This is a genomic window from Sanguibacter sp. Leaf3 (assembly GCF_001425965.1).
GTDB lineage: Bacteria > Actinomycetota > Actinomycetes > Actinomycetales > Cellulomonadaceae > Sanguibacter > Sanguibacter inulinus.
Window position 1 is genome coordinate 388266 of record NZ_LMRH01000003.1, and the last position, 26212, is coordinate 414477.

23 protein-coding genes are annotated in these 26212 nt (G+C 71.0%); 8 read left to right on the forward strand and 15 right to left on the reverse strand.

Going from position 1 to position 26212, the window contains the following annotated elements; genetic code table 11:
* The first annotated feature begins 40 nt into the window (after positions 1-40).
* Genes ASG53_RS15160 through ASG53_RS15175 form a run of 4 tightly spaced genes read left to right on the forward strand, consistent with a single transcriptional unit; the run spans position 41 to position 5164 of the window.
* Complete coding sequence (locus tag ASG53_RS15160; RefSeq protein WP_200945516.1) at positions 41-1735, forward strand: phenylacetate--CoA ligase family protein; 1695 nt, start codon at positions 41-43, stop codon at positions 1733-1735.
* The gene (locus ASG53_RS15165) at positions 1735-2751 is read left to right on the forward strand and encodes a hypothetical protein (protein WP_056135233.1); all 1017 of its coding nucleotides are present in this window, start codon (positions 1735-1737) and stop codon (positions 2749-2751) included. Before ASG53_RS15160 ends, ASG53_RS15165 begins: the two co-directional genes overlap by 1 nt.
* Positions 2748-3935, forward strand: a complete 1188-nt coding sequence (locus ASG53_RS15170) for a hypothetical protein (RefSeq protein WP_056135236.1) — start codon at positions 2748-2750, stop codon at positions 3933-3935. The genes ASG53_RS15165 and ASG53_RS15170 overlap by 4 nt, the downstream gene beginning before the upstream one ends.
* Positions 3932-5164: a hypothetical protein gene (locus ASG53_RS15175; RefSeq protein WP_056135239.1), complete on the forward strand. Its 1233-nt coding sequence runs from the start codon at positions 3932-3934 to the stop codon at positions 5162-5164. The genes ASG53_RS15170 and ASG53_RS15175 overlap by 4 nt, the downstream gene beginning before the upstream one ends.
* A 54-nt stretch (positions 5165-5218) precedes the next feature.
* On the opposite strand, the gene ASG53_RS15180 is transcribed toward ASG53_RS15175, so the two are convergent.
* The 8 genes from ASG53_RS15180 to manD all read right to left on the reverse strand — a co-directional run bounded on the left by ASG53_RS15180 (position 5219) and on the right by manD (position 14449).
* The gene (locus ASG53_RS15180; RefSeq protein WP_056135242.1) at positions 5219-6268 is read right to left on the reverse strand and encodes an Abi family protein; all 1050 of its coding nucleotides are present in this window, start codon (positions 6266-6268) and stop codon (positions 5219-5221) included.
* 270 nt (positions 6269-6538) lie between these two features.
* Entirely contained in the window at positions 6539-7282 is a 744-nt protein-coding gene (locus ASG53_RS15185; protein WP_056135246.1) for a peptidase E, read from the reverse strand.
* 97 nt (positions 7283-7379) lie between these two features.
* Positions 7380-7781, reverse strand: a complete 402-nt coding sequence (locus tag ASG53_RS15190; protein ID WP_056135249.1) for a hypothetical protein — start codon at positions 7779-7781, stop codon at positions 7380-7382.
* Positions 7778-8296: a hypothetical protein gene (locus ASG53_RS15195; protein WP_056135252.1), complete on the reverse strand. Its 519-nt coding sequence runs from the start codon at positions 8294-8296 to the stop codon at positions 7778-7780. Before ASG53_RS15195 ends, ASG53_RS15190 begins: the two co-directional genes overlap by 4 nt.
* Before the next feature lie 96 nt (positions 8297-8392).
* On the reverse strand, positions 8393-10390 hold the full coding sequence (locus ASG53_RS15200; protein ID WP_056135255.1) for a BCCT family transporter: 1998 nt from the start codon (positions 10388-10390) through the stop codon (positions 8393-8395).
* A 268-nt stretch (positions 10391-10658) separates the two neighbouring features.
* The gene (locus tag ASG53_RS15205; RefSeq protein ID WP_056135258.1) at positions 10659-11693 is read right to left on the reverse strand and encodes an L-idonate 5-dehydrogenase; all 1035 of its coding nucleotides are present in this window, start codon (positions 11691-11693) and stop codon (positions 10659-10661) included.
* A complete protein-coding gene (locus tag ASG53_RS15210; RefSeq protein WP_056135261.1) occupies positions 11690-13081 on the reverse strand; it encodes an MFS transporter in 1392 nt (463 codons plus the stop codon). Before ASG53_RS15210 ends, ASG53_RS15205 begins: the two co-directional genes overlap by 4 nt.
* A gap of 159 nt (positions 13082-13240) precedes the next feature.
* Positions 13241-14449, reverse strand: coding sequence for a D-mannonate dehydratase ManD (gene manD, locus ASG53_RS15215; RefSeq protein WP_056135263.1), 1209 nt, complete (start codon positions 14447-14449; stop codon positions 13241-13243).
* A gap of 136 nt (positions 14450-14585) precedes the next feature.
* On the opposite strand from manD, the gene ASG53_RS15220 reads away from it, so the two are divergent.
* The 3 genes from ASG53_RS15220 to ASG53_RS15230 all read left to right on the forward strand — a co-directional run bounded on the left by ASG53_RS15220 (position 14586) and on the right by ASG53_RS15230 (position 16802).
* Positions 14586-15299, forward strand: coding sequence for a GntR family transcriptional regulator (locus ASG53_RS15220; RefSeq protein WP_056135265.1), 714 nt, complete (start codon positions 14586-14588; stop codon positions 15297-15299).
* Between the two features lie 337 nt (positions 15300-15636).
* Positions 15637-16203 carry a manganese efflux pump MntP gene (locus tag ASG53_RS15225; RefSeq protein ID WP_056135267.1) on the forward strand — a complete coding sequence of 189 codons (567 nt, stop codon included), beginning with the start codon at positions 15637-15639 and terminating at the stop codon, positions 16201-16203.
* An 89-nt stretch (positions 16204-16292) separates the two neighbouring features.
* Positions 16293-16802 carry a mycothiol transferase gene (locus ASG53_RS15230; protein WP_056135270.1) on the forward strand — a complete coding sequence of 170 codons (510 nt, stop codon included), beginning with the start codon at positions 16293-16295 and terminating at the stop codon, positions 16800-16802.
* A 136-nt stretch (positions 16803-16938) separates the two neighbouring features.
* Here the strand turns inward: ASG53_RS15230 and ASG53_RS15235 are convergent, their stop codons facing one another.
* The 6 genes from ASG53_RS15235 to ASG53_RS15260 all read right to left on the reverse strand — a co-directional run bounded on the left by ASG53_RS15235 (position 16939) and on the right by ASG53_RS15260 (position 24861).
* The gene (locus tag ASG53_RS15235) at positions 16939-17715 is read right to left on the reverse strand and encodes a class I SAM-dependent DNA methyltransferase (RefSeq protein WP_082544102.1); all 777 of its coding nucleotides are present in this window, start codon (positions 17713-17715) and stop codon (positions 16939-16941) included.
* Positions 17716-17843: 128 nt separating this feature from the next.
* On the reverse strand, positions 17844-18056 hold the full coding sequence (locus tag ASG53_RS15240) for a hypothetical protein (protein ID WP_056135276.1): 213 nt from the start codon (positions 18054-18056) through the stop codon (positions 17844-17846).
* 313 nt (positions 18057-18369) lie between these two features.
* The gene (locus tag ASG53_RS15245) at positions 18370-18573 is read right to left on the reverse strand and encodes a cold-shock protein (protein WP_012865286.1); all 204 of its coding nucleotides are present in this window, start codon (positions 18571-18573) and stop codon (positions 18370-18372) included.
* A gap of 314 nt (positions 18574-18887) precedes the next feature.
* Entirely contained in the window at positions 18888-20396 is a 1509-nt protein-coding gene (locus tag ASG53_RS15250) for a carboxylesterase/lipase family protein (RefSeq protein ID WP_056135280.1), read from the reverse strand.
* A gap of 322 nt (positions 20397-20718) precedes the next feature.
* Entirely contained in the window at positions 20719-20922 is a 204-nt protein-coding gene (locus ASG53_RS15255; RefSeq protein WP_042437666.1) for a cold-shock protein, read from the reverse strand.
* A 153-nt stretch (positions 20923-21075) separates the two neighbouring features.
* Positions 21076-24861 carry a TM0106 family RecB-like putative nuclease gene (locus tag ASG53_RS15260; protein WP_056135283.1) on the reverse strand — a complete coding sequence of 1262 codons (3786 nt, stop codon included), beginning with the start codon at positions 24859-24861 and terminating at the stop codon, positions 21076-21078.
* 85 nt (positions 24862-24946) lie between these two features.
* Here ASG53_RS15260 and ASG53_RS15265 point away from each other — a divergent pair, with 85 nt between their 5' ends.
* Complete coding sequence (locus tag ASG53_RS15265; protein ID WP_056135286.1) at positions 24947-25366, forward strand: hypothetical protein; 420 nt, start codon at positions 24947-24949, stop codon at positions 25364-25366.
* A gap of 112 nt (positions 25367-25478) precedes the next feature.
* On the opposite strand, the gene ASG53_RS15270 is transcribed toward ASG53_RS15265, so the two are convergent.
* The gene (locus ASG53_RS15270) at positions 25479-26138 is read right to left on the reverse strand and encodes a GNAT family N-acetyltransferase (protein ID WP_056135287.1); all 660 of its coding nucleotides are present in this window, start codon (positions 26136-26138) and stop codon (positions 25479-25481) included.
* Positions 26139-26212 lie beyond the last annotated feature (74 nt).

Sequence of the window (26212 nt, forward strand, 5' to 3'; positions counted from 1 at the left end):
CGCTCCCCACGGCAGGTGGGGCGCCCGGCAGGAGGTCTCCGTGAGCAAGCCGTCACGACCGGCGCCGACAGCACCGGCACCGGCAGCACCGACCGGCTCGACCGTCCCGGACGACCGGCCGACGAGCGCTCTGCGTCAGGCGGCGCTACGGCTCGCGACGTCAGCGGTCACGACAGCCTTCAGGGTCTACCGCATCCACCCGGCGATCTGGCGCTTCACGGCCCGCAACTACCACCCGGCGATGGAGCGCTTCGCGCGGCTCAACGCCTGGATGATCTGCCAGCACGCGTACCTCGACGTCCCCGCGTACACGCGCTACGTCGAGGAGGGCGGCTTCAGGTTCCGCTGGTGGGACCTCACGAGCTACCGCCCGACCTCCAAGCACGACTACGTGGACCGCTACCCCGAGGACGAGCGCTGCTGGCACGGCGTCATCGAGACCGTCGGGACCGTCGTCGACGAGTCGAGCGGCTCGTCGGGCACGCCGTACAACTGGATGCGGTCCAGGCGGGAGCTCAACACCGTGCACAAGAACGTCGCCGGCTACATCACCCAGCTCTTCGGCACGCAGCGGCTCTTCGCGATCAACGCCTTCTCGATGGGGGCCTGGGCCACGGGCACCAACACCGGCATCGCGATGTCCAAGATCGCGATGGTCAAGAACACCGGCCCGGAGATCGACAAGATCGTCGACACCCTCCGGCACTTCGGCCCCCGGTACACCTACCTGGTCAGCGCGTACCCGCCGTTCCTCAAGCACCTGCGCGACCGCCTCGACGCCGAGGGCTTCGACTGGGACCGCTACGACCTCAACGGCTTCGTCGGCGGCGAGGCGCTCACCGAAGGGCTGCGCGACTACCTCGAAGAGCGCTTCGGGCGCGTGTACTCGGGTTACGGCGCCTCCGACCTGACGATCGGCATGGCCGGGGAGAGCGACCTGTCGGTGTGGCTGCGCCGCGCGCTGCTGACCAACGACAGGCTGCGCACCGAGATCCTCGGCGACGACGAGCACCGCACGCCGATGATCTTCCAGTACAACCCCCTCGAGACCTACCTCGAGACCACCGCCGACGACGAGCTGCTCGTCACGCTCAACTCCTCGGACATCATGAGCCCCAAGCTCCGCTACGACATCGGCGACGAGGCGAAGATCATCACCTTCCCCGAGATGCGCGCGGCCGTGCTCCGTGAGCCCGGCGGGGAGCGGTCACGTCTTGCTCTGGCCTTCGAGCGGGTCTTCGCGGCCCAGCGGATGAAGCTGCCCTTCGTGCTGCTCTTCGGCCGCAAGGACTCGACCATCTCGTACATGGGCGCCAACATCTACCCGCTCGACGTCGAGAACGGCCTCTACCTCGACAACCCGCACGCCGCGGACATCGAGTCCTTCCGCCTCGCCCTCGTCGACGTGGGTGAGCACGAGCAGCGCCCGGTGATCCACCTCCAGCTCCGCGCCGACGCCCACCTCGACGACGCCGGACGCGCCGAGCTGGCCGAGCGCTCGGCTGCCGGTGTCCTCACCCACCTCGCCGCGGTGTCGCGGGACATCGCCCAGTCCCTCGAGGAAGACCCGACCGCCGCCGACGTGCGCATCGAGGTCCATGCGCACGGCACCGGGCCCTTCGAGGGCGGGAGCACCAAGATCAAGAACGTCTACCTCGTCGACGAGTCCGACCGGAGCCCGGGCTCCGCCGGTGCGGTGCCAGCCGCGGCTGTCGACGACTCCCGCGAGCGCTGATGCGGACCACTGACTTCTCCCGAGCGCCACGGCAGGCGCGCGCCGCGGCGATGGTCGTCGCCGAGGTGGCCGAAGTGGCCGAGCTTGCTGACGCGCCTGACGTGCCTGACGCGAGGGCGTCGGGTGGCAGCGGCACCAGCGGCACCAGCGGCACCAGCGGCGCTAGCGCCGACGTGCGCCGGGCAGCCCGCTCCTGGGCGCGCCGAGCCCGCCGGACCTCGGCCACCGTCGACGGCGCCGTCTGGCAGACCGCCTACAGGCTGCGCGAACCCGAGCGGGTCCGTGGCGTCATCGCCTACCTGGAGACAGCAGAGCAGGCGCTCGCGCTCGCGGAGGCGCTCGCGGCGGACGGCCGGGGAGCGACGGTCCGCACCCGTGTCCTGGTCGCGGAGGAGTCCGGGTACTCCAACGGCGTGTGGCGCGCGGAGGGGCCGACGATGGCGCACGTCGAGCGCTTCACGCCTGTCACCCGCGAGGTCGAGCGCGGGGTCGAGCCGCCGCTCGTCGCCGACCCTCGCGTCACCGCGCGAGGCGCGAGCAGCCGACGAGGCGGCCGTGCAGGTCGCAGGCCTCGGGGGCCTGTGCGAGCACCCGGGTCACCGGTCGACGCGCACGCGATGTTCATCGGTGCTACCCGGTACCGCGGGCTGCGCTCGTGGCTGGTCCTCTCACGTGAGTGGTTCCCCATGGTCGCGAAGATGCGTCGCATGCACGGGTACCTGTGGCACGCCGTGTACTGGGAGGCGCCGTTCACGCTCGGCACGCTCGCGTTCTTCGAGACGCGCGACGACCTGCTGGTCTTCGCGCGGCTGCCCGAGCACCGTCGCCTCATGCAGTGGATCACCCGGGGTACCCGCAACGGGACGGGCGGGTACATCCGGCTGCACGTCGCCGCTGAGCCCGGTGGCGCCACGGATGGGGGCGACCGGGTGGATGTGCACCGCCCGGTCGACGACCGCGGCGCCCCGGACACGCACGGCACGGCGGACGAGCACCCGGGCGGAGCTTCCTCGTGAGGGTCGAGACGGTCCGGACCCGGCGCCAGCTGCGGGAGTTCCTCGACCTGCCCGGACGGCTGCACCCCCGGGACCTCGCCGTCCCGCTCCTCGCCTCGACGGTCGAGTCGTGGTGGCGCGGGACGAGCCCGCACCCCGGCCCGGTCGAGCTGCTGCTCGTCCGCGATGCGTCGGGGACCGTCGTTGGACGCTCGACCGCGCACACCGACACCCGTCTCGACGTTCGGCTCGGCGTGCGCTCGCTGCTCTTCGGGGCGACCGAGATCGCCGACGACGCCGCGGCCGCGGCGCTGGTCGACGCCCTCGACGAGCGGGCCCGTGCCGCCGGCGCCGAGCAGCTCTTCGGTCCGGTGTCCCTCCTGCCGAACCAGGCGGGCGGGGTCATCACCTCGGGCTTCGACGAGCGCGGCTTCGTCGACTCCGCGTGGAACCCGCAGTGGTACCCGGGCATGTACGAGGCCCTCGGCTTCGAGCGGTGGGGGGAGTCCGACACGTGGGTGGTCGACATCCCCGCACCGGGTGCCGCGCTCGCCGGCGACGGAGCGAGTGCTGGTCCTGGGGAGAGCAGCACGGCCGCAAGGAGGCCGACACCCGACGAGTGGTCGCGCGCCGGCCTGACGCTCGAGCACGGCACCCGGCGGAAGGTCCGGCACCTGGTGCCCGAGCTGCTCACCCTCCTCAACTCCTCCTTCGCCCAGCTGCCGTACTACACGCAGATCACTCCCGAGGAGATGGCTGCGGCGACCGACGGCCTGTCCTTCCTGCTCGACGAGAGGCTCCTGCTGCTCGCCCGGGACGCCGGTTCGGGCGAGGCTGTGGGCTTCGTGCTCGTCATCCCCGACATCACGCGGTTCCTGCAGCGCTGTGGTGGCAGGCTCGGACCACTGCGCCAGCTGCAGCTGCTCGCGACCCGCAGTCGGTACCGCGAGGAGGCCGTGCTCGTGGTGCAAGGCACCGAGCCCGCCCGGCAGGGCCAGGGCGTGCTGTCGCTGCTCGCCCGCGAGCTGCACGCCAACCTCGCCGCCGGTGGGTACACACGGCTACGGAGCACCTATGTGGGCCGTGACAACCCCGGCTCTGCACGAGCCTTCGTCCGGATGGGCGGACGCCCGCTGCACGGGTACACCTTCTACACCCGGGGCGTCGTCCCCTCGACCGCCCGACCGGACAGAGGACTCACATGACCGACCGCGCCCACGCCGACCGCCGCAGCACCGACGAACCCTTGGATCGCCGAGCGGTCCCCGACGCCCTGGACGCCCGGCTCGCAGGCTACGTCCGGGCCGCCGGTCGTGCCCCGTCCGCGCACAACACGCAGCCGTGGGCGCCGCGCGTCGTCGACGGAGCCGTCGAGGTGTCGGTGGTCCCGAGCCGCACGCTGCCTGCGGGCGACCCGACGTTCCGGGACCTGCTGCTGTCTCTCGGGACCTGGGTCGAGAGCCTCGCCGTCGTCGCGGCTGCGGACGGGCTCGTCGTCTCGGTCGAGCCGCTGCCGGCGCTGTGCCTGCTCGAAGACCTCCCGGTCGAGGGTCCGGCCGACCCTGAGCGCCCGGTGCTGCGGCTGACGTTCACCGATGCCGATGCCGATGCCGATGCCCATGCCCATGCCTCTGCCGGGGGTGTCACCCCGGGCCTGACGACCACCGACGGCTTCACAGCGACGCACGTCCGTGACCGGCGCGTGTTCCGTGGGACGCTCCTGCCGGCCCCGGACGTCTGGCGTGACTCCCCGCGGCTACCTGCCTGGTTGCGTCTGCTCGAGGTCGACGACCCCGCGATGCGACAGCTCGTCCGCCTCGGCACCGCGTACACGGCGTCGCGGCCTACCGTCGCTGCGGAGCTGGTCCGGTGGCTGCGCCTGAGACCAGACCACCCCCGCTACGCGCTCGACGGCATGACCGACCAGATGCTGGCCCTGCCCGCACCTGTCGCGCGTCTGGCCGCGCCCTTCACCAGGCGCCCCGCGCTGCACGACCCGCTGGTCGCCATGGCCGGGATGGTCGGCCGCGCGGCCGAAGGGCTCGGCCGCGGCCGCCCGCTGCCACGGCGTCCTGAGGACCAGTCCGACGTCAGGGTCCGTCACCTCGTGCTCGTCGCGGACCCCGGGGCTCGTGCCGGTACCGCTGGGGTCAGCGGCGCCGGACGCGCCCCCGTGACGCAGCCTGTCGAGAGCCGCATCGGCATCCCCGAGGACGCAGCCGTCGAGGCCGGTCGGGCGCTCCAGCGCCTCTGGCTGCACGCCCACGTCGAAGGACTCGTCGTCGCACCGCACTCGGAGGTGGTCGACTCGCCCGCCGCCCACGGGGCTCTCCGCCGTCGGCTCGGCCTGCGACGGTCCGAGGTCGCACTCTCGGTGTTCAGCACGGGTCTGCCCGGAGGGACGGTGCCACGGTCACCGCGCCTCTCGGGGTGAGAGAGCTGGAGAGGCCCCGTAGCCCGGCGCTCCCTCGGCAGGCAGTCGGGACGTCTACCTCTGGTCGCTGCTCTCGAGGTGCCGAGCCCAGAACTCGTCGTCAGCCCATCTGTCTGGAACTCCCATCGCGACGAGGTTCATCGAGGGGCGGGCGGTCAGGAGCGTGTGGAGCCGCTCAGCCCAGCTGCTGCGCGGAGACACTGCATCGAGGAGTGACTGCAGAGAGACGAGTACCGGGTACAGACGTCTCCGTGATCGATCAGGCATGGCGCCCGTGCCCTTGAGCCACGAGATGCTCGGGGCGCTCGGGATCGCAGGGTAGACACCGAGGCCGACATTCCACAGGCGACCATGGTGCGCGCAGATGTTCCGGACGCGGACGTAGGTGCGCAGCCACGAGTCCAGCAGGGGCTCGTTGACTCCGATGCTCTTCGCGACAGCCGTCTTGTCGGTCCGGTGACGCAGATTCTGGATCGTGCTGTGCAGCTGCCCGATGGTCAGGCTCTCGACCACGAGCCATGACGGCGGGAGCTCAGGCGTCCCGTAGGTGATCAGGTAGTGCTCGAGGGCCGAGCGGTAGAGCATCTCTGCTCCGGTTCGCTCAGAGTCTCCCGCCTCGGTGGAGAGGGCGGTCACTGACTCAGGGATGGAGAGGAGCTTGTGGGCTGAGGTGTCTCGGACGATCTTCAGAAGTCCGGAGTGCTTGCTGTGGCTGTGGAAGTGGGACGGGTCTGCGTACCAGTGAGGGTCCCGGTACGTCGTCGACATGTGGTCTGTGAGAGCGGCGCGTACGGCGACCTCGACACGCTCCAGAGCATCCATGACGAGCAGTCGGAGCGCGCGGTCGAAGGCGTAGAGGTCGAGCACGTCGTCGAACGCTGCGTCCCCGCGGAAGTGGTGATCCGAGTCCCGTTGCTGAAAGGGGATCGTGTAGGGCGACAGCCGGTAGTAGCCGATGTGCCGTAGATGCCGGAGCGCCCGATCGGTGTCGGGGATCTCGAGTCCGCGCCGCGCAAGGCGATCGACGAGGTCGTCGAGGCTCAGGGCGGGCTTGCCGTAGTGGAGCGTCCCGCGCTCCCTGGACGCCCGAGCTGGACGAGCCACGATCGTTCCCTTCCCAGCGAGCGAAAAAAATCCCCCAAGTGCGCATCGTCGAGAGGCGTGGGGGATGTAGTAGGGCAAAACTACCAGGAGTGAGAGGACCGGGCAAGAGTCAGGCATCTCATGCAACCTAGCCACAGCGCCGGGATGCGAGCGGCGACCTCAGGGGTGTGCGCGATGGGCTCCGGTGGATGGTCGAGACCCGAGGCCGGCCAGTCAGCCGAAGAGGCGCAGGTACAGGCTGCCGCCTGGCGACCAGCATAGGCCGGGCGCTCAGACCAGCTGCCGCGTCGGGAGCTGCTCCTCGGCCGTCGTGCCGTCCGCGTCACGCCGCACCCGCCAGGCAGACGCCCCCTCCTTCTCGGTGACGGCCTCGGCCAGCTCGGTGCCGCGGTAGACGAGACCCGCACCGTCGTCGGTGCAGTGCGCCTCGGAGAAGGTGCCGTCGGCGACGAGCCGGTGGATCAGCGGACGGCGTCCGTCCTCGGAGTCGTGGTGGACGCTGTTGCTGTAGGGGAGGAACCCGAGCGCGTCGGTGACCGGGGCGAGCTCCGGCCCGAAGGAGTCTGTCGTCCCGCCCCGGAACCAGCAGAGCGAGCCCGCCGAGATCCCGGCCAGCACGACCCCTTCCTGCCAGAGGGTGCGGAGGATCTCGGGCAACCCGTGCGCCCGCCACACGGCCAGCAGGTTGACGACCGACCCGCCGTTGACCCACACGACGTCGAAGCCCCGGAGGTAGGACTCCACGTCGTCGACGTTCGGCTGCGAGAACAGCGACAGGTGGTGCAGCTCGTACCCGGAGTCTCGCGCGGCCTCGTCCATGTCTCGCTGGAAGCGCGCGTCGTCCCCCGACGCCGTCCCGACGACGCAGATGCGTGCACGCCGACCGTCGACCAGGCCCTTCTCGGAGGCGAGGTCGACGGCCAGCGCCATCATCGGGCCGAAGGTGAAGCGCAGACGAGGGTGCGGGACGAACCCGGCACTCGTCGCGAGGATCGTCGGACACGAAGCAGTCATGTCTGCACGGTATCGGGAGTGGAGGGCCCGACCGAGATGCGTGTCCTCGACGCTCCAGTCCCTTCGGGGGCCTCCGTCGCCTCCAGGGCCTCCGGGGTCAGGCCGGTGGCACGATGGTGATCTCGTCGAGCGACGGAGGTCTGACGACTGCCATGCCTGCCATGCCCTCCAGGAGATCGCTGAGCCGGGTCGGGTGTGGGTCGACGGGCCAGTCGCGGGGTCCGCTCGGCCCGAAGACGGAGAGCCCCCTGCTCGTCCCGCTCGAGTGCCGCAGGGTGCCCCAGATCCCCTGGAAGCCGGAGTCGAAGAAGGCGTGCGCCCAGGCGCGAGGGGTGTCGTACGGGCGCATGACGACCAGCTCCGGGACGACCCGATGACGAGGGCCGTGCTCGCGATGCCACTGGGTGCCGACCGCGACCATGCGTGCGGGAAAGGCTGTCAGGTCCACGTCGGGGTCGGGCGGCTGCTGGGTCGAGGCGGCACGCGGCACTCCTGTCACGGAGAGCTCCACCGCGTGACGGTCTCCCGCGCGAGCTCGCGTGCAGCCCCGACGTCGTGGCCGGCGCGGACCCAGGCGGCGGGGGTCGTGCCGTCGAGGTCCGCTGCGGGAACTGTGAACCAGGACGCGATGGACCAGGCGTCGATCCCTGACCCCTTGAACTCTGCGAGGGTCGCCTTGATGCCCGGGTGGACGTCACGCCCGTCGAACTGGAAGACGGGGTAGACCATCGGGCCGCCCGCCGTGAGTGCGCCGAGCAGCGTGCCCCGCTTGACGCGGTCCGAGACTGCAGCCTTGCTGGAACCGAAGAGCACCCTGACGGCAGCCGTGTCGTAGAACGGCCCGATCTGGCGAGCCCAGGGATGCTCGCTGCTCCGGGGGATCACCGCCGCCATCTGGTGGGCGAGATCGATCGGCGAGCCGAGCGTCGACACGTCGACGGTCCGCAGCCGTGCCTCGAGCTGCGCACTGATCTCGTCGACCACCTGCTGGTGGTAGGTCTGCTCCGTCGCCATCGCTGCTCCTGTCAAGGCCGTCAAGGTGTCCATGAGCGACGCTACCACCGTCAAGGGCGTCAAGGCCTCCCGCTCAGATGCCTGTGGACAGCTTTCCTACTCTCGACGTCCCGCGGGCCCGGCCTCGATCGCTCCCGGCTCCGGTGCGGCCTCGATGGCCTCGACCGCGGCGGTCTCGCCGGTGAGCGCGGGCTCGGAACTGGTCTTCGCAGGCTCGGTCACGGAGTCGTCCTGCGCCTCGACGTACCACTCCGTGAGCGCGGGGTCGTCGGTGTCGAGCCACGCCCCGGCGCCCTCCTCGGCCGGGACCACGTCCGACCCGAAAACGAAGTCGTCGCCGTGGTCCTCGATCGCGCGGCGCACACCCTGGTCGATCGCGGTCTTCGCGTAGCGGTTGCGGAGCATGTACGGGTCGTTGCGGAGGTCCTTGGCCCACGCGACCATGACCCCGACGACCACGACCGCGAAGGGCAGCGCCGAGACCACCATGATCGCCTGGAGCCCGGAGAGCGCGTCCTGGCCGCCGGCGAGCAGCAGCGAGCAGGCCACGAGCCCGAGAGCCACGCCCCACATGATCGTCACGCGCTTGGACGGCAGCGGCTTCCCGTTCTGGCTGAGCGACGCCATGACGATCGACGCAGAGTCGGCCGACGTGACGAAGAAGATGATGATCGAGACCATCGCGATCACCGACAGCACCCCGCCGAAGGGCAGGTTGCCGAGGACCTCGAAGAGCATGGCCTCGGGGCTGCCCGCCTCGCTGATGCCGTCGCCGCGGGACTCCATCCACATCGACGTGCCGCCGACGATCGTGAACCACACGAGGCAGACGGCCGAGGGGACCATGATGACGACGGTGACGAACTGACGCAGCGTCCGCCCGCGCGAGATCCGGGCGATGAAGAGCCCCACGAACGGGGTCCACGACACCCACCACGCCCAGTAGTACGTGGTCCACGCCGACATGAACGCGGCAGCGTCCTCGCCCTGGTCGGGGTTGCGGGCCAGCATCGTGCCGAGCTCGTCGACGAAGGCGACTCCAGCCGAGGGCAGGAGGTTGAGCAAGAACACCGTCGGTCCCACCACGAAGACGAACAGCGCGAGCGCCCCCGCGAGTGCCATGTTGACGTTCGAGAGGGCCCGGATGCCGCGCTTGACCCCGGAGACCGCGGAAAGGACGAAGAGTGCGGTGAGCCCGGCGATGAGCCCCACGAGGAACCCGTTGCCGACGGGTCCGGCGCCCGAGACCACCTGGAAGCCGCGGCTGATCTGCAGGACTCCGATGCCGAGCGACACCGCGGTGCCGAAGAGCGTCACGATGATCGCGAAGATGTCGATGGTCGCGCCGAGGGGGTTGCGGCGTCCGGGGCCGAAGACCGGCTCGAAGATCGCGGAGATCAACGGGGGCCGTCCGCGCCTGTACGAGCTGTACGCGATGGCGCCGCCCACGAGGGCGTACATGGCCCAGGCGACCGGGCCCCAGTGGAGCATGGTCTGCGCGAGCGCTGTCTGCATGGCGTCGGCGCTGCCCGGGGCGTCGTCGAAGCCGTGCGGCGGCTCGAGGAAGTACGTGAGCGGCTCGTACGGTCCGTAGAACAGCAGCCCGATGCCGATGCCCGCCGAGAAGAGCATCGCGATCCAGCTGATCATCGAGAACTCGGGCTTCTCGTCGTCTTCGCCGAGCGTGATGCCAGCAGTGGGGCCGTAGCCCACGACGAGCATGAAGATCGCGACGACGATCGCGAGGCTGCCGAACAGCCAGCTGAAGTTGGCCATGACCCAGGCGAGCGCCGTGGTGCCTGTGTCGGAGAGCGACCCGGGGGCCGCGAAGCCCCAGACGACCACCGCCGCCGTGAGGGCCCCGGCGACCGCGAGGACCGTCCGGTTGATGGTGAAGGAACGACCCGTCTTGTCGACGCCGATGCCGGGGATGAGCGCCGGGTGCACGGGCTCGTCGCGGGTCTTGGTGCGCAGGGTGCGGGTCATGCTCTTGGCGCGGTCGAGGGGGCCGGCCGTCGGGCCTCGGCCCTGACGGTGCTCCTCGGTCGGGGTGTGGTCCGTCGGTGACGCAGGGGGCTTCCGTGACTGACGCATGGGGGAGTGGTCCGTCCTGGCAGATCGTGACGTGGCCCTCGGTGGCGGGCCACGTCGTGAGGTCCCCGCACCGTCGACGGTGAGTCATGGCGCGGGCACAAAGGAGTAAAAGATACTCCAGGCTCACGAGGGCCGCGAGGCGAGAGGCAGACCGAGCAACCTACGCGCGGCGAGCCGGCGGTGCTCCGCCGCGTGGTCTCGGCGCTGCCGAGGGGCGGGCCCGCCGCCGTGGGGGTGGGCCCGCCCCTCCGAGGTGATCCCCGCGGCGTCAGCCCTGGTCGCCGCCGAGCCGCAGCATGACCTTGCTGCTCCCGGACGTCCTGTCGGCCGCGGTCCGCAGCGCCTCGCCCGCGTCCTCGATGCCGAAGGTGTGGGTCATCAGCGGGTCGACGTCGAGGCCGTCGGCGAGCGCGAGGATCGCGTCGTCGACCTCTTCGGAGAACCTGTACGACCCGATCCACGTGAGCTCGCGGGTGACGAGGTCGCCGAGGGTGACCTCGGCGGCGGTCCCGGGCAGGTTGCCGACCTGGACGACGGTCCCGCCCTTCGCGGTCGCGCGCAGCACGGCCCCGATCGCGGCCGGTGCACCGGAGGCCTCGAAGACGAGCTCGACGTCGTCGGGGAGCGTGCCTGTCGTCAGGTCGACCGTCGAGTCCGCGCCCATCGCGCGCGCTACCTCGAGGGAGGCCGGGGCGAGGTCTGCGGCGATCACGTGGGCCGCCCCGGCGTGCTTCGCGGCGGCCACGACGAGGGACCCGATGGGGCCCGCCCCGTTGACCAGCACGGTCCGACCGGTGAGGCTCGGTGCCCGGCCGACAGCGTGCAGCGCGACGGCGAGCGGCTCGGCGAGAGCACCACGGCGGGTGGAGACCGAGTCGGGCAGCGGTCGGACCTGCTCCGCCCGGACGGCGCGGAGCTCGCTGAAGCCGCCGTCGGTGTGCGGGTCGAAGGCCGCCGAGCCGAAGTACCGCACCTGGGGGTAGAGGTTCGTGCGTCCGGCGAGGCGCTCGGGCATGATCCCGTCGCCGACCAGCTGGGCGGGCTGGAAGGTGACAGCCTGCCCGGTCTCGAGCCCGCGCACACCCTGACCCAGGGCGGTGATGCGCCCGGCGACCTCGTGGCCGAGGACCATCGGGTGGCGGAGCTCAGCCGTGCCCGACCTGCCGTGCTTCCAGTACGCGAGGTCGGAGCCGCAGATGCCGCCCCACTCCATCGCGACGACCACCTCGCCCGGGCCCGCGACGGGGTCGGCGACCTCGTCGACGCGCAGGTCTCCGGCGCCGTGGACGACGACGGCCCTCATGCTGCGTCCTCGAGCAGGACGAGGTCGCGGCCCTGGACCTCGGGGGAGACGATCGCGGAGATCAGCGTGATGCCCGAGTACGCGACGAGCATCGCGGCGATGGGCCACCAGGACCCTGTCGCGGCGGTGAGCGTCGCGGCGAGCAGCGGGCCGATCGCCGTCGCGAGGATGCCGCCGATCTCCTTGGCGAGGGCGAGCTGGGTGAACCGGGTGCGGGCGCCGAACAGCTCGGCCATCGTCACGGACTCGAGGGAGAACAGACCGAGGACCGCGAGGTTGTGCAGCAGGATCATCGAGATGGTCACCGCGACCGTGTGCCCCTGGGCGATGAGGTGCATGAGCGGGAAGGCGAGGATGCCCGAGATCACGGTGAGCGCCATGTAGACCGGGCGGCGACCGACACGGTCGCTGATGAGCCCGACGAGGGGAACCGTCGCGAAGCCGACAGCCGAGCTGATGAGCAGGGCGTTGGTCGCGATGCTGCGGTCGAGCAGCAGGGTCGTGGCGAGGAAGCCGACGAGGAAGGTCTGGATGAGGCCCGAGTTGCCGGCCTGGCCGAAGCGCAGACCGAGCGCGATGAAGAAGGCCTTGCCCTTGCGCTGCTTGAGCGCCGCGTCGAGGACGCTCTTCTCCTCGCTCGTCGCGGCCTGGGCGGCGATCTGCTCGCGGCTGAGGGCGACACCGTCTTCGTCGAGGTCGGCGCGGTCTTCGAAGACCGGGCTCTCCTTGAGGTTCCGGCGGATCCAGACCGCGAGGATCATGAGGAAGAAGCTCAGCAGGAACGGCAGGCGCCAGCCCCACGAGAGCAGCTGCTCCTCGGAGAGCACCGCGATGAGGATGGCCCACAGGCCTGTCGCGGCCAGCGTCCCGGAGTTGGTGCCGAGGCTCACGAGGGAGGCGATGACACCGCGGCGCTTGGCGGGGGCGTACTCGGCGAGCATGGTCGTCGCGCCGGCGATCTCGGCGCCGGCGCCGAAACCCTGGACGAGCCGCAGGACCACGAGCAGCGCCGGGGCGGCGATGCCGATCTGCGCGTAGGTGGGCAGGACGCCGATGAGGGTGGTCGAGGCACCCATGAGCGCGATGGTGATGAAGAGGACCTGCTTGCGACCGATGCGGTCACCCATGCGACCGAAGTACACGGCGCCGACGAGGCGCGCGACGTAACCGACACCGTAGGTGCCCATCGCGGCGATGAGGCCGATCGCCGGGCTGACGTCGGGGAAGAAGATCTCGTTGAAGACGATCGCTGCGGCCAGGGAGTACAGCTGGAAGTCCATGAACTCCATGGCTGTGCCGAGCCAGCCGGAGACGGCGGCGCGCTTGAGGTCACCCGTCGTGCGGGTCACGGGTCCGGGCTTCTCGGTCGTGGGCTTGTCGTGCGTCATCGTGTGCTCCTTTGCTCCGCGTGGGCGGAACGATGCTGCGCAGGGGGTCCGCGTCGGCGCGCGGGTGGGGGGCCCAGGTCGGCGGAGACCTGGGGAGCCGAGGGGTGCTTCAGAGGGAGGTGGTCGCCGACCGAGAGGCGGTCGCCGGTCGGGGGCTGGTCACCAGTCGTGGACGGAGCCGTCGAGGCGCCGGGCCACGGGCAGGTAGCGGGGGTCGTAGGGGAAGCGCGCTGCGGCCTTCTCGTCGTACTCGACCCCGAGGCCGGGGGCCTCGCTCGGGTTGAGCATGCCGTCGGCGAGGGTGACGCCGCTGCGGAACACCTCCATGGTCTCGGGGGCGTGCTCCATGTACTCCTGGATGCCGAAGTTGGGCACCGTGAGGTCGAGGTGGACGGCTGCTGCGAGGGTCACCGGTGAGAGGTCCGTCGCACCGTGGGAGCCCGTGCGCACCTGGTAGAGGGCGGCGAGGTCGAAGATCCGCCGCAGGTGGCTGATGCCGCCGGCGTGCACGACCGTCGTCCGCACGTAGTCGACGAGCTGGTTCGTCATGAGGTCCTTGACGTCCCAGATGCTGTTGAGCACCTCGCCCACGGCGATCGGGGTCGTCGTGTGCTGGCGGATGAGTCTGAAGGCGTCCTGGTTCTCGGCAGGTGTCGGGTCTTCCATCCAGAACAGGCGGACAGCCTCGACGCTCTTGCCGAAGGCCGCAGCCTCGATCGGCGTGAGGCGGTGGTGCACGTCGTGCAGCAGGTGCAGCTCGGGTCCGGCGTGCTCGCGGACTGCCTCGAGATAGGTCGGGGCGAAGCGCAGGTAGGCCTCGGTCGACCACGGCTGCTCGTCGGGGAGCGAGGTCGCGGCGGGCTCGTAGATCGCACCCTTGCGGACCCCGTAGGAGCCGCCGACGCCGGGGACCGCCGCCTGGGCGCGGATCGCCTTGTAGCCGAGCTCCTGGAACCGGGTGACGTCGTCGAGCAGCTCGGCGGTGTCGCGGCCGCTCGCGTGGCTGTAGACCATGACGCCGTCGCGGGAGCGCCCGCCGAGCAGCTGGTAGACCGGCATCCCGGCGACCTTGCCCTTGATGTCCCAGAGCGCCGTGTCGACCGCGGAGATCGCCGTCATGGTGACGGGGCCCCGGCGCCAGTACGCGCCACGGTAGAGGTACTGCCACATGTCGTCGATGCGCGCGGGGTCGCGGCCGACCAGCAGCGGCACGAGGTGGTCCTGGAGGTAGCTGGCGACCGAGAGCTCGCGCCCGTTGAGGGTCGCGTCTCCGATCCCGGTGACCCCGTCGGAGGTGGTGATGCGCAGGGTGACGAAGTTGCGGCCCGGTCCGGCCACGAAGACCTCGGCGCGTTCGATCGTGCTCATGGTGTGTGTCTCCTCGGACGGCGTCATCGGCGTCAGCACCGCGGAAGTCTGCGATACATCTCTTGTATGTAAGACCATGCATGCCAGAACCGTCAAGTCCCAGATGTCGACCAGCGCTGTTCACTACGATGGGTCCATGCCCGCCGCACCTCCCCGCACCTCCAGCCGCAGAGCCGTCTACGACGAGCTGCGTCGGCGCATCATCACGCTCGACCTCGCGCCCGGGGAGCCGTTGTCGGAGAACGAGCTGTCGGCCGCGCTCGGTGTCTCGCGGACCCCGGTCCGGGAGAGCCTGATCCTGCTGCAGCAGGAGGGCCTCGTGCAGGTGTTCCCCAAGGTCGGGTCCTTCGTCTCGCGGGTCGACCCGGCACGGGTCTCGGACGCGCAGTTCCTCCGTGAGGCCGTCGAGCTCGCCTCCCTCGACGACCTCCCCGACACACCGGACGCCGACGTCGTCGAGCGCATGCGCGCCAACCTGCAGGAGCAGCAGGAGGCCGGCGGCGACATGGACAGGTTCTTCGAGCTCGACGAGGCGTTCCACCACGACCTGCTGCGGCTCGCCGGGCACGAGCGCACCTGGCCGACGGTCTCCGCGGCCAAGGGGCACCTCGACAGGGCGCGCCACCTCGGGCTCCAGGAGAAGGCCACCACGCAGGGCTTCCTCGACGAGCACCGCGGGATCTTCGACGCCGTCCTGGAGAACCGTCACGACGAGGCCCGTGCGCTGCTCCGCGAGCACCTGCGGGGCGTGTTCGACGACATCGAGAGCGTCAGGCGGCACTCGCCCGAGCTCTTCGCGACCAACACGGGTGTCGCGCCGCGCCGCAAGAATGTCGCCGTCTGGGGCTGAACAACTGCCCGGGCGGGGCTGGGATTCGCCTGCCCGAACTTCTCTTTCCGTGGTGCGGGTGCATTCTTCGGGTGCTTCCCGCCACTGCATTCTTCGGAGATCAGCCTCACACGGCTGAGCTCCTCCGGGGCCTCCCCAGCGCGATAGTGTCGGTTCTCGGACGCGACGGTGCCGCACCGTCGGGAGCCGCTGGACCGTCTCCGGACCAGCGACGACGTCCGTCCTCCCCCCGATCTCCCCGCCACGGCTCGTGTCGTCCTGGGCTGCAGGCACGTCCTCGTGTCGCGCCGCAGAATGCCTGAGAACCTGCCGCGCGCCCACGAAAGGCCCTCCTCCGATGAGCTTCTGGACGCTCGTTCTCGTCGCGCTCGGCGTCTCCGCGGACGCCTTTGCGGTGGCCCTCGGAAAAGGCCTTCACATGAAGACCTTCAACCTGCGTCACGCCGTCGTGATCGCCGTGGCCTTCGGTCTGGCCCAGGCTGTCATGCCGGTGCTCGGCTGGGCGCTGGGGACCCGGTTCGCCGACTCGATCGTCAGCGTCGACCACTGGGTCGCCTTCGGTCTGCTCGCGATCATCGGAGCCAAGATGATCTGGGAGGCAGTCCGTCCGGGTGAGGACGACGCCGTCGACACAGACTCTCTCGACCTGCGCGAGCTCGGGCTCCTCGCCGTCGCGACGAGCATCGACGCCCTCGCGGTCGGCATCAGCCTCGCCTTCCTCGACGTGCCGATCGTCGGTGCGGCGGCGCTCATCGGCGTGACCACGGCCGCGCTGGCCTTCGTCGGTGTGGTGGTGGGCCGACGCGTCGGTGCGCGGGTCGGGCGGCCTGCGGAGATCTTCGGAGGGCTGGTGCTCATCGGCATCGGCACGTCGATCGTGCTGGAGCACACCGGCGTGCTCTGAGCAGGTGCCTGTGCGAGGGTGAAGAGGACAGCGGGTGCCGCACCGGACCGGTGCTCGACCCCCAGGACCGAACTTCTCGGAGGACCTCCATGACTGCTCTCGACGTGCTGACCAAAGGATTCGAGCGGGTCCGTGACGGTGTGCGCGAGGCCGCCGACGGGCTGTCGGCCGAGCAGCTCGAGGCGCGCCCCGACGAGGACGCGAACTCGATCGGCTGGCTGCTCTGGCACACCTCGCGCGTGCAGGACGCCCAGATGGCAGCGCTCGCCGAGTCCGAGGAGGTCTGGCCCACGGAGGGCTGGGTCGACTCCTTCGGGCTCTCCCTCGACCCCTCCGACACGGGCTACGGTCACGACCACGACCAGGTGGCAGCCGTGCGGGGCATCACCCCGGAGCAGCTCGTCGGGTACCAGGACGCGACCTTCGAGCGGACCCGGGCGATCCTCGCAGGCCTCAGCGAGGCCGATCTCGCGCGGGTGATCGACGAGTCCTACGACCCGCCGGTGACTGTCGGCGTCCGGGTGCTGAGCATCTTGGCCGACGACCTCGAGCACGTGGGCCAGGCCGCGTACGTCCGGGGGATCGTCGAGCGGGGCTGACGCCCAGGGCTGCTGGCTGCGGGACCGGGGGATGCGGGACCGGCGGGTGCGCCGCTGCCGGCTGCAGGACCGGTTGCTGCAAGGCTGGCTGCTGCTCGGGTGCTGACTGCAGGACCGGCGGGTGCGGACCGGAGCGTCAGGCCTGTCGCGGTGCGGTCGCGACGACCACGAGCTCCGTGGTGCCCGGGCCCACCGGCTCTCCGGCCCAGCCGCCGTGCACGGTGGCCTGCTCGAACCCCGCGCGCTCGACGGAGCCGAGCACGTCGCGCTGGTCCCGGAACCTCAGCGTGCTCGTGCTGACCCTGTCCACGCCGTCCTCGAGCACCGTGTGCCCGTCGAAGGTGACGAGGCCACCGTCGACCGACGTGACCTCGACCCACGAGGTGCTCGTGCTGCCGTCGTCGGTGACCACCCGCTCGTGCGTGAGCTCGGGTGTCCAGCGCTCCCAGGCCGCGGCGGCGGGGTCGCGCGTCTCGAAGGCGAGGTGACCTCCGGGGCTGAGCAGGCGGGCCGCGGCCTCGAGGACCTGCGCCCAGTCGTCGTCGGTGAGGAACACCTGCGCGACGTGGCCCGTCATGACGACGAGGTCGACCGATCCCTGTGGCACGAGCCCGACGAGATCGTCGGTTGTCCCCTCGACCCAGGTGACGAGGTCGCCGTCAGGTCGCGCTCGGGCGACGTCGAGCATCGCGCCTGCGGGGTCGACGCCGACGACAGCCCGACCGTCGCGTGCGAGGTCGACAGCCAGGACACCGGTCCCGCACCCGATGTCGACGACGGTGCGTGCCTCGAGCTGTGCGGCGAGCCGGAGGTAGAAGTCGGTGTCGTCACGCCCCGAGTTCTCTGCGTCGTAGAGGGAGACGAGGAGGGGGTCGGTGTAGTGCGCGTCCAGCGGCACAGGTCGGGATCCCATCCAGGGAGACTAGCGGGTGGGGTGCCGCAGAGCTGGGCACCGCACGACGGTGATCGAGCGCGCTGGTGTTCCGCCGCACAGCCGGCGTCGTTGACGACCGTGCGACGAGCGTGGGGGTGTGCCGGCCGTCAGGCTGTGGCGGAGGTGGAGCGGCGTGAGGTGGAGCGGCGTGAGGGGCGACGGGGGAGCGGTCCCGCGTGGGGCAGGACCAGCTGGCCCGGAGGCACCAGGGCGGCCGGGACGCGGAGCTCGGCCAGCCGGAGGCCGGCGAAGCCGGCGCGCGCGAGCGAGACGAGCGTCGCGGGTGCCGCGTCGGTGGTGGAGAGTGTCTGCCTGATCACACTGCGACAGTAGGACGACCTGTCGTGACCCTCAACGGCTGATGGGGTGCTCTGCATGGGTACTTCTACCCATGAGAGGTGACGAACGGCGGAACTTCGCGGATTCCGACCGAGATCAATATCGCGGGCGGCGTGGCCCGGGTCGTCGTGACGCTGAGCAGGGCTGCCGGGCTGCCGGGCGAGCCGAGCACGGGTCTGTCGGGTCCTGCAGGTCTGGGGCCAGACGGCTCGTGCCGGGACTGCCGAGACGGCGAAGGGCCCTCGCCGTCCCGGCGAGGGCCCCACGTCAGATGTCTAGATCACCGCGTGGCGATCAGAGCGGGCGGATGTTCTCCGCCTGCGGGCCCTTCGGGCCCTGGGTGATGTCGAACTCGACCTTCTGGTTCTCGTCGAGCGAACGGTAACCCGAGCTCTGGATCGCAGAGTAGTGGGCGAACACGTCAGCGCTGCCGTCCTCCGGTGCGATGAAGCCGAAGCCCTTTTCTGCGTTGAACCACTTCACGGTCCCAACTGCCATCTCGATACTCCTTCAAGAGTTGTCGGACGGCCTCCCCTGTGGAGGCCGCTCGTCACGGTGTTCGTCGTCCACTCCTGAAGACCAAGAACTACCCCGACTCGCGTCGGTGCAGGTAAGACGTGCGAGGCACTGCAACTTCGCGGCCTACTTTAGCCACATCTCCGGCGCGGAGGCTAGACCTTGTGGAGAACTTGTGCGGTGCTCTGAGTGGCTGTCCTTAGCACACGCTCGTCGCCCCGCCGTCCACCAGGGGGCAGCGAACACCGTCTGAGTGGTGTCTGCCCAGGTCAGAGAGGCCAGATTGCCCGCACAGGTCAGCGGTACCGCGCCACGCCCTCCCAGGCGCGGCGACGCTCACGACCCGGGTCGCTGATGACGCGGTCGTGGGCGGCGAAGATCTTGGTGGGGCGGTCGTCGTCGTCGTAGGCCGGCCAGCCGGCGTCACCCGAGCGGGCGAAGGCCAGCCAGTGCTCCTGCATGCGTCCGCTGAGGGCCGCGAGCTCCTCTGCTCCGCCGAGGAGGGTCGCCGAGCGGGCGCGCGAGGAGTCGAGAGAGCCCAGGACCGCGAGCATGTCGGTCCCGTGGGACGCGCCCTGCCCCTGCAGGTTGAGGATGGGCGTCGTGAAGTCGTAGCGGTACACGAAGGTCGGCGCTGTGCGGGAGTGGTGCTGCGCGGCCTGGACCGCAGGGACCCAGAACGTGGCGTCGCCGACCAGCTGTGCCCGGGCGCGGTGGCTCGGGTAGCCGGGGTAGGCCGACAGCACCTTGAGCTGGGCGCCGGGGTCGGTGATCTCGAACATGAGGTTGATGGACTCTGAGCTGGTGGGCAGCAGCGAGCCGTGCGCGCCGAAGGCTGCGCCCTCGTGCTTGGTCGAGCCGACGAGCAGCGGGACCGCTGCCGCGCGCCCCGACGCGAAGACGTCGCTGGGGTGCTCGGGGATCAGGTCGCCGTCGACGACGGGGCTCATGCACAGAGCACCGGGCGCCTCCCGGTGGGAGAGCGCGACGAGGCGGGCGCCCGCGGAGACGAGCTCTTCGGGCGGTGCCGAGAGCAGCGCATCGACGGCGAGGCTCTCGGTGGTCTTGAGCCAGGTGATGAAGTCGCGGGCCCAGCCGGCCGCGCGCTCCGGGCCGTAGGCGGCGCCGAGGGCTGGGCTCTGCGCGATCGCGCGGTGGAACAGCCCGGCGGCCGACGGGATGCACATGAGCGTCGTGACCGAGGTGGCTCCGGCCGACTGCCCCGCGATGGTCACGGCGTCGGGGTCCCCACCGAAGGCTGCGATGTTCTGCTGGACCCACTCGAGGGCTGCGATCTGGTCGCGCAGGCCCAGGTTCGACTCGAAGGTCCGGGTGGGCGTCGAGAACTGGCTGAAGTCGAGGAAGCCGAGCGCCCCCAGCCTGTAGGTGACCGTGACGACCAGGACGTCCCCGCGCTCGACGAGGGAGTCGCCGGCGTAGGCGGGGGCGGAGGCGGAGCCCTGGGAGAACGCGCCGCCGTGGAACCAGACGATCACGGGCCGCAGCGTGTCAGAGGGCTCGGCCGGGGCGAGCACGTTGAGGGTGAGGCAGTCTTCGGACTGGTCGGTGTCCGGACCGGCGGCCGAGAAGGCCTGCGAGACGCGCTGCGGCGCGACGGGACCGTGGTGCATCGCGTTGCGGACACCCGTCCACGGGGCAGGGGGCTGCGGCGCGCGGAAGCGTAGGTTGCCGACAGGGGGAGCCGCGTAGGGGATCGCGCGGAAGGCTCGCAGGCCTGTCGGTGTGGTCGTGCCACGGACCGTTCCCTGGGCAGTGTCGACCTGGGTGCTCACGGGGGTGGACACGGGCGGCTCCTCGCTGTGCTCGGGGACCCGCTGGTGAGCGGGTGACTCTCTCTTGACGAGGCTAGCCGCTCGGGCCCCTGTCTCGCTGGGCGTGGAGGTGGGGCCGTGGGGTGATCCGGTGCAGGTCGACGCTCCGGGCTTCGCGGGGAGGCCGGGCGGGTCAGGGACTCTCCGTCCGGCTCCAGCCGACGGCCAGCCCGCGGTGCGGCGCCGCACTCCTGGCTCCGGACGCACGAGTGCCCCGGGTCCGATGGACCCGGGGCACTCGTCAAAGATTCAGGCAGCGACCGTCAGCCGAGGGCTGAGGTCAGCAGATCCAGAATCAGAGGGGGCGGATGTTCTCAGCCTGCGGGCCCTTCGGGCCCTGGGTGACGTCGAACTCGACCTTCTGGTTCTCGTCGAGCGAGCGGTAGCCGGAGGAGGCGATCGCGGAGTAGTGCGCGAACACGTCAGCCGAGCCGTCCTCGGGTGCAATGAAGCCGAAGCCCTTTTCAGCGTTGAACCACTTCACAGTTCCAACAGTCATTTCGATACTCCTTCAAGAGTTGTCGGACGCCCTCCCGTGTGGAGGACGCTCGTCACGGTGTTCCGTCGTCAACTCTTGAAAGAACAAGATCCGCGTGGGCATGTGGCCCGGTGCGGCAAAGACATGAGAGGCACTGCAACTTCAAGAACGACACTACAGGGTCGAGGGCGTCGTGGCTAGACCCAGGGTCGACGAATCTCCACCGGAGGCGCACAGACCGATGAAGGCCCCGAGCTCGCAGAGCGCCTCGGGTGTCGTCGGCACGTAGCCCGTCAGGGCGGGGGACCGTACGATCACCGCAGCCCACTGACCTCGGGAGACAGCCACGTTGACGCGGTTCCGGGACAGCAGGAACCCCATGCCGCGCGGCACCTCCTCGACCGACGAGGCGGCCATCGTCACGAGGACCACAGCGGCCTCCTGGCCCTGGAACTTGTCGACGGTCCCGACCTTGACACCCTCGATCCCGGCTCGCCGCAGGTGGGCCTCGACGAGGGCACGCTGGGCGTTGTACGCGGCGACGACGAGCAGGTCCTCGGGGGCGAGCGGACGCTCGTGGTCACCGTCGTGCCACGTCCGGCCCAGCAGACCCTGCACCTGCTCGACGACGACGGCGGCCTCCTCGACCGACGAGACAGCGTTGCCGCGGTGCTCGACCTCGACGACGTGCACGCCCGGCGCGACGCCGTCGAGCCGCCGTGCTGTCGTGGCCTCCTCCTCCGAGTGCAGGCGTCCCTCGTAGCTCAGGCGCGAGACCGGTGCGCAGAGCTCGGGGTGCAGACGCCAGGTGCGCTCGAGGAAGTACCCGAGGTCGGCGGGGAGTGCGTCGTGGCCGTCTGCGACCCAGCCGAGGGCCGATCCGTCGACGGGCTCGGGGTGCGTGCCCTGGCTCACCTGCGGCAGCTGCTGGGGGTCACCGAGGAGCAGCAGGTTCTCCGCGGCGACGGACACCGCGACAGTGTTGGCGAGCGAGAACTGACTGGCCTCGTCGACCACGAGGAGGTCGAGCGCCCGGCGCCCGATCTTGTTCGCGTTCGCGAAGTCCCAGGCTGTCCCGCCGATCACGCAGCCGTGGTCCTTGTGCTCGCCGAGGAACTTGCCCTGCTTCTTGTCGCCGATCGCCGTCCAGGCCTTGGTGTGCTCGCCCGAGCCCTGCGGCTTCTTGCCCACGCGGTAGGCGGGGACGCCGGCCTCGACGACCTTGTCGAGCAGGTGCTCGACCACGGCGTGCGACGGCGCGACGACACCCACGTGCCACCCGCTCCGCACCAGCCGCTCGATCACGCGGGCGGCGACGTAGGTCTTGCCCGTCCCAGGCGGTCCCTGCACGGCGAGATAGGAGCGGTCGAGGCGTCGCACGGCGTCGGTGATCGCCGAGATGTACGCACCCTTGCCGCTGCCGACGGGCGGCAGGCCGAGGTCGGAGCCGTCGACGTCGGCCGAGACCTCGGCGCGCTCGTCGGCCTTGAGCTGCGGGGGTAGACGGCGCAGGACGTCGAGCGCGGGCTGGGCGGGGAAGCGTCCGGCGCCACCGTCGAGGGAACGCACGGCGTGCTCCGCGACCTCGCGCACGGCTCCCTCGACGAGTCCTGTCGGCACCGGGCTCCCCGGTCCCACACCCATCGGGACCTCGGGGTACGGCTCGAGGCCCTTCTTGAGGACCTCTTCGACGACGACCACGTCACGACCCAGCGCATCGGTCTCGACCGACAGCACTGTCGACGTGCCGCTCACCTGGCGGACACCGCCGATCGGGGGCGTGAGCCCCTCGGGGAGAGGCGCGTCGTAGATGCACCAGACGCCCGAGCCGACGCCGAGCGCACTGCCTGTCGCGAGGGCGCCGACGAACCTCAGCTCCCGGCGCAGCGACCGTTGTGAACCCTCCTTGAACCAGTCGCGCAGCACCGTGGCCTCGTCGGCGACGAGAACGTCGCGGCTCGAGGCCCACTCGTCGGGCGGCGAGGTCAGCCTGTCGAAGTGCGCCCACCAGAACGGCTTGTCCTCGCGGTGGTGGTAGCCGAGCGCCGCGGCGAGCAGCAGGACGGCCTGGTCGTCAGGACCGCGCTCACCCGCTGGGAGGTCGCGCGCATCTCCGGCGACAGCGTGCAGGGCGTCGACGAGCGGGTCGGACGGCTCGTCCTCGACGTCAGCGAGGTCGACGAGGTCTGCAGGGTCGTCGGCCTGCCGGAGCGTGACGCCGTTCTTGGTGGCGAGGGTGCGCAGCCAGTCCCGCAATCGCAGCGTCGACTCGCAGTCGTAGCGGTTGTAGCCCTCGATGAGCTGGAGGGTCGCGGCGGCCTCGTCACTGCGTCCCTCGTCCCGCGCGGCGCAGGCCAGCGCGTACTGCGCGATCGAGTCGGCGGCGTTGTCGAGCTCGGCGTCGCGCAGCTGGTCGCCCATGTACAAGGGCTCGAGCTTCTTGAGGGAGTACGACGGCTGCGACACCCGCACGCTCTGACGGACCGTCGCGTAGAGGTCGACGAGCACACCGTGGCGCAGCAGGTCGTCGAGCTGCTCCTCGCCCACCCCGTGCCGGCCGACCAGGCGGCCCAGCGCCGTCTTCTCGTAGGGGGCGTAGTGGTACACGTGCATGCCGGGGAACTGCGCCCGGCGGTCCCGCAGGTACGCGAAGAAGTCGAGGAGCGCCTGCTTCTCCTGCGCGCGGTCGTGCGCCCAGAAGGCGCGGAACACAGGCTCGGCGCCGGGCTCGGTCGGTGCCTCGACGACACCGAAGAGGTACTCCAGCCCCCAGTCGGTCGACCCCGGGGAGGTCCACAGCGGGTCGCCCTCGAAGTCGAAGAACACGTCACCCGGGTCCGGGACCGCGAGAGCCTCGAGGGCGACGGGCGAGACGACCGCGGCCCGCACGTCAGGGCGGCCGTCGGGCAGCGGCGGCCGGGCGTCCTGCGCGACCTGCATCGCGGCCTGGTCGCGCAGGTCCGCCAGGATGCGGTCCGGCAGGCCCTCGACAGGACCGGTGCTCGAGGCCAGCGCGTCGATCGTCGAGATGCCGGCGGCGCGCAGGCGGGTGCGCTGGGTCGTGCGGAGGCCTGCGACGAGCAGCAGGTCGCGCTGCGCGACCACGTGCCGGGTGCAGGCCGTGCAGCGCCCGCAGGCGGAGAACCTCTCGTCACCCCAGACGACAGGTCCCTCGTCGGCGAGGTGCGCGTCGACCACCTGCTCGAGCCGGGCGCGGCGCTCGCGGTACACCGGCAGCACGTCGGCGAGCGGGTGCTCGGACTCCGACCCGTCGCCGTGGACGAGGCGCAGCGACGGTGCGACGGGGACCCCCGCGCGCTCGAGCTGGTCGGCGTAGGCGGCGAGCTGCAGCAGCGCCGTGACCCGGGCGTGCCGGGCGAGCTTGGTGTCGACGACCGTGACCAGCGGGGAGGTGGTGCCGCCGGGGGAGTCCGGGCTGCCGGGCTCGTCGGTGCCGTCCTCCCCGTGTGCCTCACCGTTCAGCAGGGAGCTCTCCGCGCCGTCGGCCGGCGTGGCCCGGGCGAGCGCGGCATCGTCGACGAGGAAGTCAGGACGGCCGAGGAACCGGCCGTCGAACAGCACCCCCTGGTAAACGAGCGCCGCTCCGTCGCGCAGGGCGGCGACGGTGCGGTCGTGGGCTGCGCGCAGGTCGTCGAGCGTGGACCAGTCCTGCCCGACGAAGGAGACGTAGCCGGGGACGGCAGACGCTGTGGAGGCGTAGTCCTCTGTGCCTGCTGCATCGGCTGCGGCAGCCGCCAGGCGCGAGAGATAGCCGCTGAGCACCCGGTCCTCGTGCTCGAGCCCCAGGCTCGACGTGCGCTCCAGCATCGCGTCGGGGGCGACGGTCCGCGGAGAGCGGCCGAGCCGCTCGTCCATGTCGGTCAGCAGCGCGAGCTCGCACTCGGCGGCGACCGCCAGGTCGGTCGCGCTGCTGATGAGGACCTCGTCACGCAAGAACACAGATGGCCTTTCCGCCGGGCAGGGATGCCTGCCCCGAAACCTACCCCGCGCTCCTGACGGTCCGGCGCAGACCTACGATGACGCCATGCTCTCGATGCGCAGGCCCCAGCCGTCCACCACGCCGGTCGTCCCGTCGCGCACCGTCGCGCGCGGGCTCAGCCTGGTCGGGGCTGGCGGCGTCATCGGGTCTGTCGTCGGGTTCGTGCTCGCGCTGCTCGACGCCTCGGGCGGGTTTGCTGCCTGGGCTGTCCTGCTCTGGGGCGGGACGGGCCTGCTCGTGGGCGCCACGAGCGTGCTCGCGGCGGCGACCGTCGTGGTCTTCGCGCCCGGCCACGGTCCTGCGAGGTCTGTCGGCGCACCGCTCGCAGCCTCGGTCGCGGGCGCGCTCACGGCAGCCGTCCTGCTCGCCGGCCTGGACCCGAGCCTGCGGGGTGCTGTGGCTGCGGGAGTCTTCGTCGCGGTCCTTGCTGCTGCGGCGACCGTCGCGCGACGCCCGTCGACGTAAGCCAGCCCAGCCCGGTTCAGCCTCACCAGACTCGACTCGACTCGACTCGACTCGACTCGACTCGACTCGACTCGGCTCAGAACAGCCCGGCCCAGCTCGACCCGGCCCAGGCTCAGCGCCGCAGGTCCAGGCCGAGCTGCCAGCCGCCGTCGCCGAGGCGGCGGAAGCCGAGGTGCTCGTAGAAGCCGATCGCGCGGGTGTTGTCGGCGCCGACGCCGAGGTGCACCCCCGGTACACCGAGGTCGCGCAGGGCGTCGAAGAGCGTCTCGAGCATGCGCCGTCCGTTGCCGCCGCCCTGCCCCTCCGGCAGGAGGTCGACGTGCAGGTGGGCGGGGAACTCCGCGACGACGGCTGGGTCGGTGCGTGACCTGTCGTGGACGCGGCTGACGATCCCGGCGTCGTAGGACCCCTCCGGCGCAGAGCCCGCCGGGTACCGCTGCTCGACCTCGGGCCACCACTCGCGCTCGAGGGTCTCCTCGAAGGCCGCGGTGTCACGGGTGCCGATCACGTAGCCGACCACGGCCTCGGGGCCCTCGACCGATCCGTCGACCAGCACGAAGGCCAGCTCGGGCTCGAGGCGCAGGTACGCGCCGAGGTAGACGTCGCCCAGCAGGCGCGGTCGCTCGGACAGCGGCGACGCGTCCTCGCCCGACGCACCTGTGCGCAGGCAGATGTCGTACAGGCGGTCGACCTCGGCCGGGTCCGTGGTCTGCGCGGGGCGGATGGTGAAGCGGGGCTGCGACGTCGTCGTCGTGGGGATGGTCTCGTTCACACGGAGCAACCTACAGCCCGGGTGGTGCCCCACGGGAGAGCCGACGGGAGGGGGAGGAGGGTGACGGGCGGAGG